The 15133-nt window shown below is 59.1% G+C and carries 16 protein-coding genes; 15 read left to right on the forward strand and 1 reads right to left on the reverse strand.

All coding sequences use genetic code 11. The features are described from left to right. The first annotated feature begins 52 nt into the window (after positions 1–52). The 15 genes from ACXAGD_RS17490 to ACXAGD_RS17560 all read left to right on the forward strand — a co-directional run bounded on the left by ACXAGD_RS17490 (position 53) and on the right by ACXAGD_RS17560 (position 14711). Positions 53–1099 carry an ABC transporter ATP-binding protein gene (locus tag ACXAGD_RS17490; protein ID WP_475212165.1) on the forward strand — a complete coding sequence of 349 codons (1047 nt, stop codon included), beginning with the start codon at positions 53–55 and terminating at the stop codon, positions 1097–1099. Positions 1100–1174: 75 nt separating this feature from the next. After that, positions 1175–2386: an ABC transporter substrate-binding protein gene (locus ACXAGD_RS17495; protein WP_475212166.1), complete on the forward strand. Its 1212-nt coding sequence runs from the start codon at positions 1175–1177 to the stop codon at positions 2384–2386. Positions 2387–2458: 72 nt separating this feature from the next. Next, the gene (locus ACXAGD_RS17500) at positions 2459–3481 is read left to right on the forward strand and encodes a carbohydrate ABC transporter permease (protein ID WP_475212167.1); all 1023 of its coding nucleotides are present in this window, start codon (positions 2459–2461) and stop codon (positions 3479–3481) included. A gap of 1 nt (position 3482) precedes the next feature. Then, on the forward strand, positions 3483–4637 hold the full coding sequence (locus tag ACXAGD_RS17505; protein ID WP_475212168.1) for a carbohydrate ABC transporter permease: 1155 nt from the start codon (positions 3483–3485) through the stop codon (positions 4635–4637). Between the two features lie 127 nt (positions 4638–4764). Continuing rightward, on the forward strand, positions 4765–5292 hold the full coding sequence (locus tag ACXAGD_RS17510) for an ester cyclase (RefSeq protein WP_475212169.1): 528 nt from the start codon (positions 4765–4767) through the stop codon (positions 5290–5292). 14 nt (positions 5293–5306) lie between these two features. Continuing rightward, complete coding sequence (gene hisD / locus ACXAGD_RS17515) at positions 5307–6638, forward strand: histidinol dehydrogenase (RefSeq protein ID WP_475212170.1); 1332 nt, start codon at positions 5307–5309, stop codon at positions 6636–6638. Then, a complete protein-coding gene (locus ACXAGD_RS17520) occupies positions 6635–7687 on the forward strand; it encodes an ester cyclase (protein ID WP_475212171.1) in 1053 nt (350 codons plus the stop codon). The genes hisD and ACXAGD_RS17520 overlap by 4 nt, the downstream gene beginning before the upstream one ends. Next, a complete protein-coding gene (locus ACXAGD_RS17525; RefSeq protein WP_475212172.1) occupies positions 7687–8451 on the forward strand; it encodes an SDR family NAD(P)-dependent oxidoreductase in 765 nt (254 codons plus the stop codon). The genes ACXAGD_RS17520 and ACXAGD_RS17525 overlap by 1 nt, the downstream gene beginning before the upstream one ends. Further along, the gene (locus tag ACXAGD_RS17530) at positions 8451–9494 is read left to right on the forward strand and encodes a LacI family DNA-binding transcriptional regulator (protein ID WP_475212173.1); all 1044 of its coding nucleotides are present in this window, start codon (positions 8451–8453) and stop codon (positions 9492–9494) included. The genes ACXAGD_RS17525 and ACXAGD_RS17530 overlap by 1 nt, the downstream gene beginning before the upstream one ends. Continuing rightward, positions 9491–10480, forward strand: a complete 990-nt coding sequence (locus ACXAGD_RS17535; protein WP_475212174.1) for a nuclear transport factor 2 family protein — start codon at positions 9491–9493, stop codon at positions 10478–10480. The genes ACXAGD_RS17530 and ACXAGD_RS17535 overlap by 4 nt, the downstream gene beginning before the upstream one ends. Before the next feature lie 153 nt (positions 10481–10633). Next, positions 10634–11593 (forward strand): cupin domain-containing protein, encoded by a 960-nt coding sequence (locus ACXAGD_RS17540; protein WP_475212175.1) that lies wholly within the window; start codon positions 10634–10636, stop codon positions 11591–11593. After that, positions 11590–12192 (forward strand): class I SAM-dependent DNA methyltransferase, encoded by a 603-nt coding sequence (locus ACXAGD_RS17545; RefSeq protein WP_475212176.1) that lies wholly within the window; start codon positions 11590–11592, stop codon positions 12190–12192. Before ACXAGD_RS17540 ends, ACXAGD_RS17545 begins: the two co-directional genes overlap by 4 nt. Before the next feature lie 10 nt (positions 12193–12202). Beyond that, positions 12203–13327, forward strand: coding sequence for a cobalamin-independent methionine synthase II family protein (locus ACXAGD_RS17550; protein ID WP_475212177.1), 1125 nt, complete (start codon positions 12203–12205; stop codon positions 13325–13327). After that, positions 13324–14019 (forward strand): alpha/beta fold hydrolase, encoded by a 696-nt coding sequence (locus ACXAGD_RS17555; protein WP_475212178.1) that lies wholly within the window; start codon positions 13324–13326, stop codon positions 14017–14019. Before ACXAGD_RS17550 ends, ACXAGD_RS17555 begins: the two co-directional genes overlap by 4 nt. Beyond that, a complete protein-coding gene (locus tag ACXAGD_RS17560) occupies positions 14016–14711 on the forward strand; it encodes an RraA family protein (protein WP_475212179.1) in 696 nt (231 codons plus the stop codon). Before ACXAGD_RS17555 ends, ACXAGD_RS17560 begins: the two co-directional genes overlap by 4 nt. A 52-nt stretch (positions 14712–14763) precedes the next feature. Here the strand turns inward: ACXAGD_RS17560 and ACXAGD_RS17565 are convergent, their stop codons facing one another. After that, positions 14764–14952 carry a hypothetical protein gene (locus ACXAGD_RS17565; RefSeq protein ID WP_475212180.1) on the reverse strand — a complete coding sequence of 63 codons (189 nt, stop codon included), beginning with the start codon at positions 14950–14952 and terminating at the stop codon, positions 14764–14766. Positions 14953–15133 lie beyond the last annotated feature (181 nt).

The following is a 15133-nucleotide window of genomic DNA, read 5'->3' on the forward strand; positions in this document are numbered from 1 at the left end:
GAAGAATACAGTTTTGCAAACGTATGCAAAGCGAATCCTTGCAGGGGGCACCATGGCGGAAATTCAACTGCGTAACGTCGGCAAACGCTGGGGCAACTTTGTCGGGGTCCACAATTTTGACCTGACCATCGCGGATCGCGAGTTCCTCGTTCTGTTGGGTCCATCGGGCTGCGGCAAGACCACAACGATGCGCATGATCGCGGGTCTGGAAGACGTCACCGAAGGCGAGCTGCTGATCGACGGCAAAGTGGTCAACGACCTGGAGCCCAAAGATCGCGACGTGGCAATGGTGTTCCAGAGCTACGCGCTTTACCCGAATATGAACGTCTATGAGAACATCCGCTTTCCTCTGAAAGTGCGCGGCATCGACCCGGCAACCCATGACGAAAAGGTGCGTCGCGCCAGTGCGATGGTTGAGCTGGACGAGTTCCTGCACCGCAAGCCCGCCGAACTGTCCGGTGGTCAGCGTCAGCGTGTTGCTTTGGCCCGTGCCATCGTCCGCGAACCCAACGTGTTCCTGATGGACGAACCGCTGTCGAACCTGGATGCCAAGCTGCGGGTTTCGACCCGTGCGCAGATTAAGAACCTCAGCCACGAACTGGCGGTCACCACCATCTACGTGACCCACGACCAGATCGAAGCGATGACATTGGCCGATCGCGTGGTGGTCATGAAAAAAGGTGTGGTGCAGCAGGTTGGCAGCCCGACCGAAATTTACGACCGCCCCGCGAATACATTCGTCGCTAGCTTCATCGGTTCGCCTGCGATGAACCTGATGGACGGTCAGGTGTCGGGCGGTGTGTTCCGTGCCGAGAATGCGGAAATTCCGGTCGATGCGCCGGATGGTCCGATGACATTGGGCTTCCGCGCCGAAGACGCCAGCATTGCCGAAGGCCAGGGCCAGATCACGGCCCCGATCTACACGCTCGAGTTACTGGGCGATGCGACCATGATCTCGGTCCGGGTTGATGGCGCTCTGGTGTCGGTCAAGGCCGACAAAGCCTTCCGTGCCGAGATTGGCGAGATGGTCTCGTTCTCGGTGCCAACAGATATCTGTCACCTCTTTGAAGCTGAAAGCGGTGCACGGATTGGGGAGTAATCCCACGAACAGCCCAAACGGGCACAACAGCGGTCCGGACGTCGACGACGGACCGATCCTGACAGGGAGAAACACATGAAACTCAAATCACTTTTCATGGCAGGCGCCATGTCCCTCGCAGCAACCGGCGCATGGGCCGAATGTGCGTATGAAAACGAAGTGCCACTGAAATCGCTTTCGGCTGGTTTTGAGGCTTGGAAAGCCGTCACCGATGCAATGGCCGAATGCGGCAACTTCAGCGCGTCGCTGGACCAGGAGTTCCGCGAAAAGCAGCCTGAAGCCTTTGCTGCGAACCCCTCGCTGTATCAAATCGGTGGCGTTGCCAACGAAACCATGATCCCGCTGCTGAACGCAGGCTCGCTGCGCCCACTAGATGATCTGGTCGAGAAATACGGTCAGGACCTGTTGCCGAACCAGCTGATCAAGGTGGACGGCAAAGTCATGGCGATTGCCATGATGGTGAACGCACAGCACCTGATGTATCGCGACGACGTTCTGGCCGATCTGGGTATCGAAGAGCCCAAAACCTATGACGACGTTTTGGCTGCCGCTGCCCAGATCAAAGAAGCTGGCGTAATGGAGTACCCGATCGGCGGTACCTTCAAGACCGGTTGGAACCTGGCTCAGGAATTCGTCAACATGTACATGGGCGAAGGCGGTGAGTTCTTTGGCGAAGGCAACATGCCTGCGATCAACAATGAACAGGGCGTCAAAGCGCTGGAAACCATGAAGGCGATGACCGAGTACATGGATCCGGAGTTCCTGGTCTCAGACTCGACCTACGTTCAGCAGCAGTTCCAGCAGGGCAAGATCGCTATGGCGAACCTGTGGGCCAGCCGCGCCGCTGCGATGAACGACGAAGCCGAAAGCCAGGTGGTTGGCAAAGTGACCATGGCGTCGGCGCCGATGGGGGCTGCCGCTCCGGCGACCACCATCTGGTGGGACGGTATCGTTCTGGCCGCAAACATGAGCGACGAAGAAGCGGATGCCGCGTTCCGTCTGGTTCTGGAAGGCATTGATGGTGACATGGTCAGCGCCAACAACGACACCGCCGTCTGGCTGAGCCCCGCCTACACGCCGGGTGAACTGGCAGCCGGTGCCGCTGCTTCGGCGGAAAATGGCGCCAAGGCGTACCCTGCTTCCGCCCCGATGGGCGTCCTGCACAGCGCGCTGGGCAACGGTCTGGCCGATTACCTGACCGGTGCCAAGGATGCGTCGACCACTCTGGCCGATATCGAAGCCGAGTACCTGACCGCCGCCAAAGAAGCCGGCCTGATCAACAACTGATCCTCCCGGGGGGAGGGCTCCGGCCCTCCCATCCTCTCCTGACCCCTTGAGAACCATGAGAAAGGCAGAGCCATGAACTTCCGGACATTTGCCGCCTTTGTTGGCCCCTCTGTCTTTATGATGCTTCTCTTTATCGCTTTCCCGCTGGTCAGCGTGTTCAAGCAGAGCTTTTATATCACCCAGCCGATCTATGAGACGGTCGAGGTTGAAACCTGCACCCCCGGTTTCCTGACCCAGACCTGTACGACCGAGCTGAAGTCGCAACCAAAGCTGGACGAACATGGTGATGTCATTACCAGGACCGAATATGTCGGGCTGCAAAGCTATCGCAACGTGCTGGAACCCGATCGGGCATGGCGGGCAATCAGCGAAGGCAGCCTGAGCGTTCTGTCCACCATCAACTTCTGGAAAGCGCTGCGGTTTACTCTGACCTTCACATTGATCACGCTGCCTTTGGTCATCGTCTGCGGGTTGGGGATTGCGGTTCTTATCAACAATGCAGCGCGTGCTATCCGCGGGCCGGTGATCTTTATCTCGCTGCTACCCTTCATCATCACGCCGGTGATTGGGGTGCTGTCGATCAACTGGCTGTTCCGGGGCGACGGTATCCTGACCGCAATGCTGGAATGGTGGCTGAACCGGGATATTGCCCTGTTTGCTCAGGCGTGGACGATTGAAATCCTGATGATGCTCTACCGCGTGTGGCACGTGGCACCTTTCGCCGCCATTATCTTCTACGCTGGTCTGCAGACCGTTAATCAGGACAGTCTGGAAAGCGCCGTGATCGATGGCGCCACGCGCTGGCAGCGTATGAAATACATCGTTATCCCGCATCTGATGCCGCTGATCATCTTTGTTGCGATGATCCACCTGATGGACGCCTATCGCGTGTTCGAAGAGATCGTCGGTTTCTCGAGCCAGGGTTATGTCATCTCGCTGCAGTGGCTGACCTATGACTTCCTGGTGCCGGATCAGGCCGGTAACCGGTCGATCAGCCGGGCCTCGGCCAGCGCCATGCTGACCATGATCGGCATCGTCATCCTGCTTATCCTTCCGCTGCGCCGGACATGGCGCGATCACAAAGGGGGTCACTGATATGTCCTCACGCGCGCTTCAACAACCGTTCGGCCTGCGGCTGACCTCGAACATCTTCCTGGTCTTCTGGTGCCTGGTCGCAGCCTTCCCGATCTTCTGGATCGCGGTGATGAGCTTCAAATCCCCCGTGGATGCCTTTGACAGCAACGCGCTGAACGTGATTTTCGGGCCCGAGACCCTGGCCAAGGGCAACGGCCTGTCGCTGCTGGATATCATTCTGGGTATCGCGGTCTTCTGGGGCACAATCATCATCTCGACCAAGACCCTGCCGTCGATGGTGAAATCCTATTCCAAGCCCGGTCAGGAATGGATCGGCTGGGTGATCGGTGTACTGGCGGTCGCCGTGGGCTTTCTGGTCGCGTTCTTCGTGATCCTGCCTGCGATCCTTGGCGTGCTGAACCCGCTCTTTGGTCCCTTGGGTCGGAACGTTCTGGGCCTGACCACCGAACACTACAAAACCGTCTGGATTGATCGTGGGTTCTCGGACAACTTCCGCAACTCGCTGATCGTGACCACCGGTGTTGTGACCGTCTCGCTGACGGTTGGAACGCTGGCGGGATATGGTCTGGCGCGTTCGGGGTCGACATTCGCGTTCTGGATCCTGATCGTGGCGCTGGTGTTCCGCGCCCTGCCGCACTCGGTTCTGGTGGCAGGCTACCTGCCGGTCTTCATCAACTCGGCCGAATGGCTCAGCCCGATCCTGGGTGAAAACGCTCCGACGCTCTACGGCAAGCCCTTTGCGGTGATTGCGGTTCTGGTTGCGATCAACCAGCCCTTCACCATCTGGATGCTGCGGTCGTTCTTCCAGAACATCCCGGCAGAACTGGATGAGGCCGCCCGCGTCGATGGCTGCAGCCACTTCCAGGCTTTCCGCCGTGTCATCATGCCAGTGATGTGGCCGGGTGTGATTACCACGGGTCTGTTCAGCTTTTTGCTGGCCTATAACGACTTCCTCGTGACCTCACTGCTGCTGGATGCGCAGAACCAGACCATGGTTCCGGCCATCGTCGGCATGTTCAACCGCGAAACCACCACGACCGATCAGGTTGTCGCCGTGGCCGCCGCCGTGTCGATCACCGCGCCGCTGATCTTCCTTGTGCTGATCTTCCAGCGCCAGATCGTCAGCGGTCTGACCGCAGGGGCGGTGAAAGGCTGATGAGCAGTCGGTCGCGCAGCAGCGCAGTCTCGCGCCATCCGGCGCTGAACAGAATGCCGAGGGACTTTTTGTGAAGCGGGACTTTTGTCCCTCATCACATACTTCTTGCGATCTGAAAGGATAGAAAATGAAAGGTTCCCGTCCCGAACAAGCGGTACTGACCCGCGACACGGACCTGAGCAAAACCGAAGACACCCGTCGTGTCATCGAAACTATGGTTGACGGTCTGAACGATCACCGCATCGACGATATTGGCGAGTTCTTCTCGGAAGGCTTCCGTTGGCTGGGCAATCAGGGCTGCGGCACCAAGACCGGCCTTAAAGAGTTTCAGGACAACTGGCAGCGCCCGTTCCAGGCGGCGTTCTCGGACAAGACCTGCATCGATGAAGCGCGCCTGTATATGGGTGAGTGGGCAGCGGCATTCGGCCGTCAGGAAGCCACCCATTCAGGCGAATTCCTAGGCATCGCGCCCACCGGCAAGCGGGTTGAAATCCGCTACATGGACTTCTGGAAAGTGGTCGATGGCAAGATTGTCGACAACTGGGTGAACGTTGATTTCGCTCATGTCGCCGCGCAACTGGGCGTCGATATCTTCAATGGCGAAGGCTGGGAAGCCTATGACCGTGGTGAAAAAACAGCTCCTCGTCCTGAATAAAAAGGGTTTAGACAATGGCAATTGAGTATCTCAAACGCGGTAAGTCTGACGCCGACCGGGCAGAGGATGACGCCAAGACCCGCGCCGTGGTGGAAGCCACGCTGAAAGACATCGAAACCCGCGGCGATGCCGCCGTGCGTGAGCTGAGCGAGAAGTTCGACAACTACTCACCCGCCTCCTTCCGGCTGTCGCAGCAAGAGATCGACGACCTGATTGGCCAGCTGACTGAGCGTGAGCTGGCGGACATCAAGTTCGCGCAGGAACAAGTGCGCAACTTCGCACAGGCACAGCGCGACTCGATGCTGGATATCGAGGTTGAAACCCTTCCGGGCGTGATCCTTGGTCACAAGAATATCCCCGTTCAGTCCGTGGGCTGCTACGTTCCCGGCGGTAAATTCCCGATGGTGGCCTCGGCGCATATGTCCGTGGCAACGGCGTCGGTCGCCGGTGTTCCGCGCATCATCGCCTGCACGCCTCCGTTCAACGGCAAGCCTAACCCAGCCGTGATCGCAGCCATGCATCTGGGCGGCGCGCATGAGATTTATGTCATGGGCGGCATTCAGGCCATTGGTGCCATGGCAATCGGGACCGAGACCATCGATCCGGTTCACATGCTGGTCGGCCCCGGCAATGCGTTCGTTGCCGAAGCCAAGCGTCAACTGTTCGGCCGCGTTGGTATCGATCTATTCGCCGGTCCGACCGAGACGATGGTCATCGCCGATGAAACCGCAGCGGATGCCGAGCTCTGCGCCACCGACCTACTGGGTCAAGCCGAGCATGGCTATAACAGCCCCTGCGTTCTTCTGACCAACTCGCGCAAACTGGCCGAGGAAACGCTGTCTGAGGTTGACCGTATTCTGGGCATTCTGCCGACGGCTGGTACTGCGAAAGTTTCGTGGGATGAATATGGCGAAGTCATCGTCTGTGACACCTACGATGAGATGCTGCAGGTCGCCGACGAAATCGCGTCCGAGCACGTTCAGGTCATGACCGACCGCGACGACTGGTTCCTTGAGAATATGACCTGCTATGGCGCGCTGTTCCTTGGTCCGCGCACCAACGTCTCGAACGGGGATAAGGTGATTGGCACCAATCACACGCTGCCCACCAAAAAGGCGGGTCGCTATACCGGCGGTCTGTGGGTTGGTAAGTACCTAAAGACGCACAGCTATCAGAAGGTTCTGACCGATGAGGCGGCGACGCTGATCGGTGAGTACGGCTCGCGCCTGTGCATGCTCGAAGGCTTTGTTGGCCATGCCGAGCAGTGCAATGTGCGCGTGCGACGCTATGGCGGGATCAACGTACCTTACGGTGAGCCCGCGCCCTATCGGGACGCCGCTGAATGAGTGACAAGCACACACATCACAAATCGTTGATAGCGCCGCTTCGGGCGGCGATGTACGACTTCAGTGAGGACGGTGTGCGCAGGGCGCTGGCTAATATCAGCGCCCCTGATGCTGTTTACAAGCTGTGCCATCCTTTTGGCGACAGCACTGGCAGCGACGCGTATTTCGATACCGCCTACAAAGACCTGCTGTCCGCTTGGCCTGATCTGGAACGGCGCGATTACATCGTTGTGGCTGGCCCGGATGAGCATGACGCTGATTGGGTCGGATGTGGCGGTTACTACACCGGCACCTTCACCGGACCGTGGCTGGATATTCCGCCGACCGGCCATCAGGTGACGATGCGGTTTCACGAATTCTACCGTTTCGAAGACGGTAAAGTGGTCGAGATGCAGGCCCTTTGGGACATCCCCGAAGTCATGATGCAGGCAAACGCCTGGCCGATGGCCCCCAGCCTTGGTCGCGAATGGCATGTGCCCGGGCCAGCCACGCAGGACGGTTTCGTGCCGGGCCCTTATGACGAGGCCAAAGGTAAGGCGACCTGCCAGCACATCATCGACATGCTGGACTACCTCAAGAAACACCCCTCGCAAGGCGGGCCGGAAGTGATGGAGCCAGAGCGGTTCTGGCATCCGCGCATGAACTGGTACGGCCCATCGGGTATCGGCACCGGGCGCGGGTTCTCGGGCTTTCGCAATTGGCATCAAATTCCGTTCCTCAACGGCATGCCGGATCGCGGGCAGTATGTCGGTGACATCACCTATCACTTTTTCGGAGACGGTGATTACGCCGCCGTGACGGGTTGGCCCAACATGATCCAGACCGTGACTCATGATGGCTGGATGGGGATCGCGCCTGCGGGCACACGGATCACCATGCGCAGCCTCGATTTCTGGCGGGTAGAGAACGGCAAAATCCGCGAAAACTGGGTTCTGGTCGACCTTCTGGACGCATATCGCCAGCTAGGCGTTGACGTTTTCGCCCGACTGCGGGAATTCAACAAGGCCCGCAATATTGGGCGTATCAATATCCCGGATGGAATGAGCTGATGACCGATCTGCCCCGCACCCCTTCGTTTTCTTTGGTAGGCAAGACCGCTCTGGTAACCGGTGCATCATCGGGCATTGGGCAGGGCTGTGCCGTCGCGCTGGCCGAAGCGGGTGCGCATGTGGTTTGCGCCGCGCGTGGTGCAGATCGTTTGAACGAGACCGTTGCCGCATTCCAAGAGCAGGGCTGGTCGGCTGAGGCGGCGGTGGTGGATCAGGGGGACCTGGATGCGCTGCAGGGGCTGTTCGACGGTCGTGTTTTTGATGTGGTGGTGAATTCTGCCGGAACGGCGCGTCATGGCCCGGCGATTGAAACCTCAGCCGAGGATTTTGACGCGGTGACCGACGTCAATCTGCGCTCGGCCTATTTCCTGTCGTCTTACACAGCCAAGGCGCTGTTGGCGGCGGACAAGCCGGGGTCGATCATCCACATCTCAAGCCAGATGGGTCATGTGGGTGGTGTCGACCGGGCGCTGTATTGTGCCACCAAGCACGGGCTAGAAGGCATGGTCAAAGCCATGGCGATCGAATGGGGCAAGCAGCGCATCCGTATCAACACGGTCTGCCCGACTTTCATCCGCACGCCGCTGACCCAATCCACCTTCGACAACCCCGAACGGGCCGCGTGGATCATGGAAAAGATCAAGCTGGACCGGATTGGTGAAGTCGAGGACATCATGGGCGCGGTGACCTATCTGGCCTCGGACGCTTCGGCGCTGGTTACGGGCACTTCGATGTTGATTGACGGAGGATGGACGGCAGACTGATGGCTGAGAAAGTCACATCGCTGCAAGTTGCGCAGTTGGCAGGTGTCAGCCAGTCGGCAGTCAGCCGGGTGTTCACGCCCGGCGCGTCGGTCAGCAAAAAGACCGAAGAAAAGGTGCGCAAGGCTGCTGCTGAACTAGGCTATCGCCCCAACGTTCTGGCCCGCGCGATGGTGTCAGGCAAAAGCCGTATGATCGGTTTGGTCGTCGGATACCTGGACAACTATTTCTATCCCGAAGCGCTTGAGAAATTGTCCAACGCTTTGCAGGAGAAGGGCTATCACGTCCTGATCTTCATGGCCTCTCGTACAGCTGGCAACATCGAAGATGTGATGGCAGAGATCCTCGACTATCAGGTGGACGGGGTCATTTTGGCCTCGGTCGCGATGTCGTCGGAAATTGCGATGCGCTGTCAGCAGGCCGGTGTTCCAGTCGTGCTGTTCAACCGCAGTCAGGATATCGACGGCATCACTTCGGTCACATCCGACAACCATGTCGGCGGTCGCAAGGTGGCCGAGTTCCTTCTGGCCGGAGGGCATGAACGTATCGGCTATATTGCCGGCTGGCAGGGCGCCTCGACTCAGCGCGACCGCGAGGCAGGGTTTCGCGCAGGGTTAAGCGACGGCGGCCAAAGCTTGTTTGCTCATGAGGTTGGAGACTTTCATACGGAAAAAGCCCGTGCGGCGGCGCGGCGCATGTTCGATGTTGTTCCTGAAAAGCGCCCGGATGCTGTGTTCGTTGCAAACGATCACATGGCGTTCGCGGTGATGGATGTGATGCGCTTTGAACTGGGCCTGCGCGTGCCCGAGGATGTTTCGGTCGTTGGCTATGACGATGTGCCGCCTGCCGCCTGGCCTGCCTATAACCTGACCACGATCCGGCAACGCGCCAATCTTATGGTGGCTGAAACCGTCACCGCATTGCTTGAAAATATCGATTCCCCGACAACGGCAAAACCGCGCAAAGTGTCCATCGACGGGCCTTTGATCGTGCGGACCTCGACCCGTTTGCCCAAAGGGTGGCCTCCACAAAGGATAGAGACATGAAAGGCTTCGATCCGAAGTTCCGGGATTTTCCCGACTACATCATCGGCATTACTAAAGAGATCTGGGAAGACCGGGGGATTTCCACCCTGCACGAATATTACGGGTCCGACATCGTTGTTCGAATGCCGGGCAGCGTGTCGACCGGTAATCAGGGCGTGATCGGCGCAACCATGGCGACGCTGGCCGAGTTTCCAGACCGCACCCTGCTGGGCGAAGATGTGATCTGGTCCGGCACCCCCGAAGACGGGATGCTGTCGAGTCACCGCATCATGTCTACTGCGACCCATCTTGGTGACGGCATGTTTGGTCAGGCAACAGGTGCCAAGTTGCGCTATCGCATTCTGGCCGACTGCCATGCCCGCAATAACACCATCGATGACGAGTGGCTGATCCGCGACAACGGCGCGGTGGTGCGTCAGATGGGGTGGGATCCGAAAGACTTCACCCGGGATCTGATCGAACGTGAAGGCGGGCCGGAAAATTGCGTCAAACCGCTGACCCCGGCCAATGACATGGAAGGTCCGTATTCCGGTCGTGGCAATGACAACGAATGGGGTCAGCGCCACGCCGATCTGCTGACCCGGATGATGAGCGCGGATATGGGCGCGATCGAGCGTGAATATGACCGCGCGGTTCAGACCGAATATCCCGGCGGCGCAAGCGATCACGGGCGTGGCCCGGTTGACAGTTTCTGGATGTCCTTGCGTGCAGCGATGCCCAGCGCGACCTTCACCATCCACCACCAGATCGGGCGTGACGATCCGAACATGCCGCCGCGCTCGGCCATTCGCTGGAGCCTGCACGGCAAGCATGACGGCTGGGGCGCCTTTGGCGTTCCGACCGGGGCCGAGCTCTATGTATTGGGCATCAGCCATGCCGAGTGGGGTGAACTGATTGGCGGAGACATCAGGCTGCGTCGTGAGTGGACGCTGTTCGATGAAACAGCGGTGTGGAAACAACTCATCCTGGCGACTGGGGACATTTGATGCCTCTGGTGCCTGCAATTCTTGATGCCAGCGAAGGAACCCGGCGGTATCATTGCCACCGGGCCTCATTGCGGGCCAAGCGGTTGAACAACCGACCTCCCGGGGCAGCGGGCTAACACCCTGTTGCAACATCAAACCCGTTAGGAGACTAGAATGAGCACCATCCAAGAACGCATCGTCCGCTATGGCGAGCTGCAACCCTGCAAAACCGCTTTTATCGACGCCCACACCCCGGGCAGCGACCAGAAAGAGAACTTTACCATCGTTGGTGGCGGCGTCTCGGAATCCCCCGATCAGCACGTCCACATCACCGACAAGATCGGCTTTAACATTGGCGCGGCAGGGCAACCCCCTAAATGCCGCAACTCACTGCACAGCCACACCACTGCTGAGGTTTTCTTTGTCGCCAAGGGCCGCTGGCGGTTCTTCTGGGGCCGTTATGGCACGGCGGGCGAGTTCATTGCCGAGGAAGGCGATATCTTTAACATCCCGACCGGCATCTTCCGCGGGTTCGAGAACGTTGGTCAGGACTACGGCATGATCATGTCGATCCTCGGCGGCGACGATGCAGGCGGCGGTGTGACATGGGCCCCGCAGGTGATCGAAGACGCGCAGGCGCATGGCCTGATGCTGGGCAACAACGGCGTTCTGTATGACTCGAAGAAGGGTCAGGAACTGCCACACAATGTGCAGCCTATGCCTCTGCTGACCGAAGAAGAGCTGAAAGCCTATCCCGAGGTTCCCGTTGATGCCGTGATCGGCAAGTACGTTGCGCGTTATTGGGACTTGATGGCGCTGGGAGCGGACAAACCTGCGACTGTGATCGGTGAAAACGGCCTCATCAAAGACAAGCCGGGCTTTGAGGTTGATTTCCTGACCCGTGGTTCGGCCCAGAATGATGCTGTCAAGGCTGAGAAGCCTGTGGTTCTGATGCCAGCCAGCGGTCACTGGCGGATCACCGTCGATGGCTATTCGACCACTTTGTCGAACGGTGACACTGCGGTTGTCATGCCGGGTGAAACTTACACTGTCGCTCCTTCCATGACCGGCCAGGCGGGTCTGTATCGTATCACGGCCACCGACGATCCTGCCGGTGCGACCTGGGTCGGATGACCGTCGATCCCGACGATACCCATGCCGTCTATGAACGGCAGGCCAGGGCCTATGACGAGCAACGCTCGAAGGCCCTGTTCGAAGCGCGCTGGTTGGCGCGCTTCACCGCAAGCCTGAAACCCGGTGATCATGTGCTGGATCTGGGCTGCGGGACGGGTGAGCCTATCGCCCGCTGGTTCAAGGCCGAAGGATTCGCCGTTACCGGCGTCGATTTTTCGGAAGCGATGCTTGAGATCGCCCGCAGCCGCTGGCCCGACGGCGATTGGTTACAGGCGGATATGCGTGGTTTTGAACTGGACCGCCGCTTTGATGGCATCATCGCCTGGAACAGCTTTTTTCACCTGACAGCTGACGAACAAAAAGACTGCATCGCCCGCATGGCGCGTCATTTGCGTCCGGGTGGGATGTTGATGCTGACCGTCGGCCCCAGCGCAGGCGAGGAACAGGGAACAGTCGGCGGAGAGTTGGTTTATCATGCCTCCCTCTCGCCCGCAGGATACGCCACCTGCCTAGAGGAAAACGGGATGATCCTGACCGGGTTTCTGGCCAAGGACCCGGACACCCAAAGCCACACCGTGCTGATGGCACGCAAGATTTAACGGAGGTTACATGACCGTAAAGACAACACATGTCGGGTCTCTGCCACGCTCGCAAGAGGTGGTGGATTTCATCTTTGCCCGCGAACGCGAAGAGCCTTTCGATCAGGCCGCCTTTGACGCAAGCATGGCCGCCGCTGTGGCCGAGACCGTGCGCAAACAGGTTGAGGCCGGGGTGGATATTGTCAGCGACGGCGAGACCTCGAAGATTTCCTACGCGACTTACGTCAAGGATCGCTATACCGGGTTTTCAGGTGACAGCCCGCGCAATGCTCCGGCTGATCTGAAGATGTTCCCCGGCTTTCTGCAACGTCTGGCTGACGATGGCGGAACGCCGCAATACGCCCGCCCGCAATGCACCGGAGAGGTGCGCTCCAAGGGACAGGGCGAGCTGGAGAAGGACATCGCCAACCTCAAGTCGGCGATGGCGCAGCACGGGGCCGAGCGCGGTTTCATGAACGCTGCATCTCCGGGTGTGATTTCGCTGTTTCTGCAGAACGATTTCTATCCCACGCGTGAGGCCTATCTGGCTGCGCTGGCCGATGCGATGAAGGACGAATACGAAACCATCGTGGCCGCCGGGCTGGATTTACAACTGGATTGCCCAGATCTGGCGTTGTCGCGTCATATGCTGTTCACCGATCTGTCCGACGCGGAATTCGTCAAGATCGCCGACATGCATGTTGAGGCCCTGAACCACGCGTTGCAGAACGTTCCTCAAGACCGCGTGCGCGTGCATATCTGCTGGGGCAACTACGAAGGCCCGCATTGCTGTGACATTGCGATGGACACGGTGTTTGCGACTCTGATGAACACAAAATCCCGCTATGTGCTGTTCGAAACCTCGAATCCGCGCCACGCGCATGAATGGATCGTGTTCCGTGACCGCAAGGCCGAGATTCCGGACGACAAGGTTCTTGTGCCCGGTGTCGTCGACACCACGACGAACTTTGTCGAACACCCCGAACTGGTTTCGCAGCGCATCACGCGTTTCACCGATATCGTCGGAGCGGACCGGGTGATCGCGGGCAGCGATTGTGGCTTTGGTACCTTTGCAGGTTTTGGCGCAGTCGACCCCGACATCGCTTATGCCAAGCTGTCCGCGCTGTCCGAAGGCGCGAAACTGGCGTCTGCATGACACCACTGGTTCTTTTGCCCGGTATGATGTGCGACGCGCGGCTGTATCAGCCTCAGATCGCCGCATTGTCCGGGTCCAGACCCTTGCTGACCTTCCCGCTGGCAGCGCAGGACAGCGTGCAGGCAATGGCCGCCGATATCTTGGTCAACGCGCCGCCTGTCTTTGCGCTGGCAGGCTTGTCGATGGGCGGCATCGTCGCGATGGAGGTCGTGCGGCAAGCCCCTGACCGCGTCGATCGGCTGGCCCTGCTGGACACCAACCCGCTGGCCGAAAAGCCCGAGGTCAAGGAGCGGCGCGGCCCGCAAATGGAGGCCGTCCGCGAAGGGAAGCTGCGGCAGGTGATGCGGGACGAGATGAAGCCCAACTATCTGGCTGATGGACCCAATCAGGGCGCTATTCTGGACTTGTGCATGGCAATGGCCGAGGCCTTGGGTCCCGGTGTGTTCCTGCGGCAGTCCCGCGCATTGATGGATCGCCCTGACCAAACCGAAACACTGAAAACCTATCCCGGCAAAGCGCTGGTTCTGTGCGGCCGTGACGACGGCTTATGCCCGGTCGAGCGGCACCAGCTCATGCACGATCTGCTGCCCGGCAGCAGCCTGCAAATCATCGAAGAGGCCGGACACTTGCCCACTCTTGAACAACCCAACGACACGACAGCGGCCTTGATCCGCTGGCTGGAGGCCACATGACACCGTCCCTTCTGACCCTGTTGCGCAAGGTCGATACCCCCACCGTCTGCAACGCCATCGAGGTTGCTCAAGGCAAGCGCGGGTTCAATGCGTTCACCCGCGGAACGATGCTGAGCTCGGCCCCGTCCGAACCCGCAATCGTGGGATACGCTCGCACCGCCAGAATCGCTGCAGTCGCGCCACCGTCCGAGGCGCCAGAGGTCATCCGGGAACGACGCATGGCCTATTACAAATACATGGCCGAAGGTCCCGCGCCCTCGGTCGCGGTAGTTGAGGACGTGGATTTTCCCAACTGCATCGGTGCCTATTGGGGTGAGATCAATACCACTGTCCACAAAGGCTTTGGCATGTCGGGCGCCCTGACCAACGGCGTCATGCGTGACCTCGGCGATCTGCCCGAAGGCTTTCCTGTGGTTGCCGGTTCTGTCGGGCCCAGCCATGGATTTGTCCATGTGCGTGAGATCGGCACGCCGGTGTCGGTCTTTGGCCTGACGGTCAATCCCGGTGATCTGATCCACGCCGACAGGCATGGCGCGCTGGTGGTACCGACAGATGTAGTTGATCAGCTTGAGGCAGCGATTCAGAAACTGCTGACGACGGAACGGATCGTCCTTGATGCCGCCACTCAGCCGGGCTTTGATTTTCCGGCCTTTCAATCGGCCTGGGAGAAATTCGAAAAATCGCGGGTTTGAAACGGTCCCCGATTACGAAATAGCACCGGAGAGAGGGAAGGTCAGGCGCAAGTTACTTGCGCCCGGCCGGAAGATCGTCGCGTTTTTCTTCCAGAACGGTTTGAAACAGTGCAGTCAGCTCGGATTTCTTTATCGGACGCGCTCTGCGACCCTGTGCCGAAGTGGTTTCTATGTCTTCTGAAACAGCGCCCTGCATAGATTTGGCCACTTTGAAGCGATTGAGAAATGATTTGATCGGCACTTTCGCTTTCCTCCAAAATTCTGGTCTTTAAAAAAAACAACTTTGCCGCTGCGGACCTGATCCGAACCCGCTGGCTTCGGGCTCAAGGATCGGTGATCCGTGAGTGGTGATCCGCAGCGACAGAGGGCATTTACGCATCGAGTTTTTTTGAGCAAGGGGGAAGAATCTGCCGATTTACGTC

Source organism: Ruegeria sp. ABF4_144 (assembly GCF_056160045.1).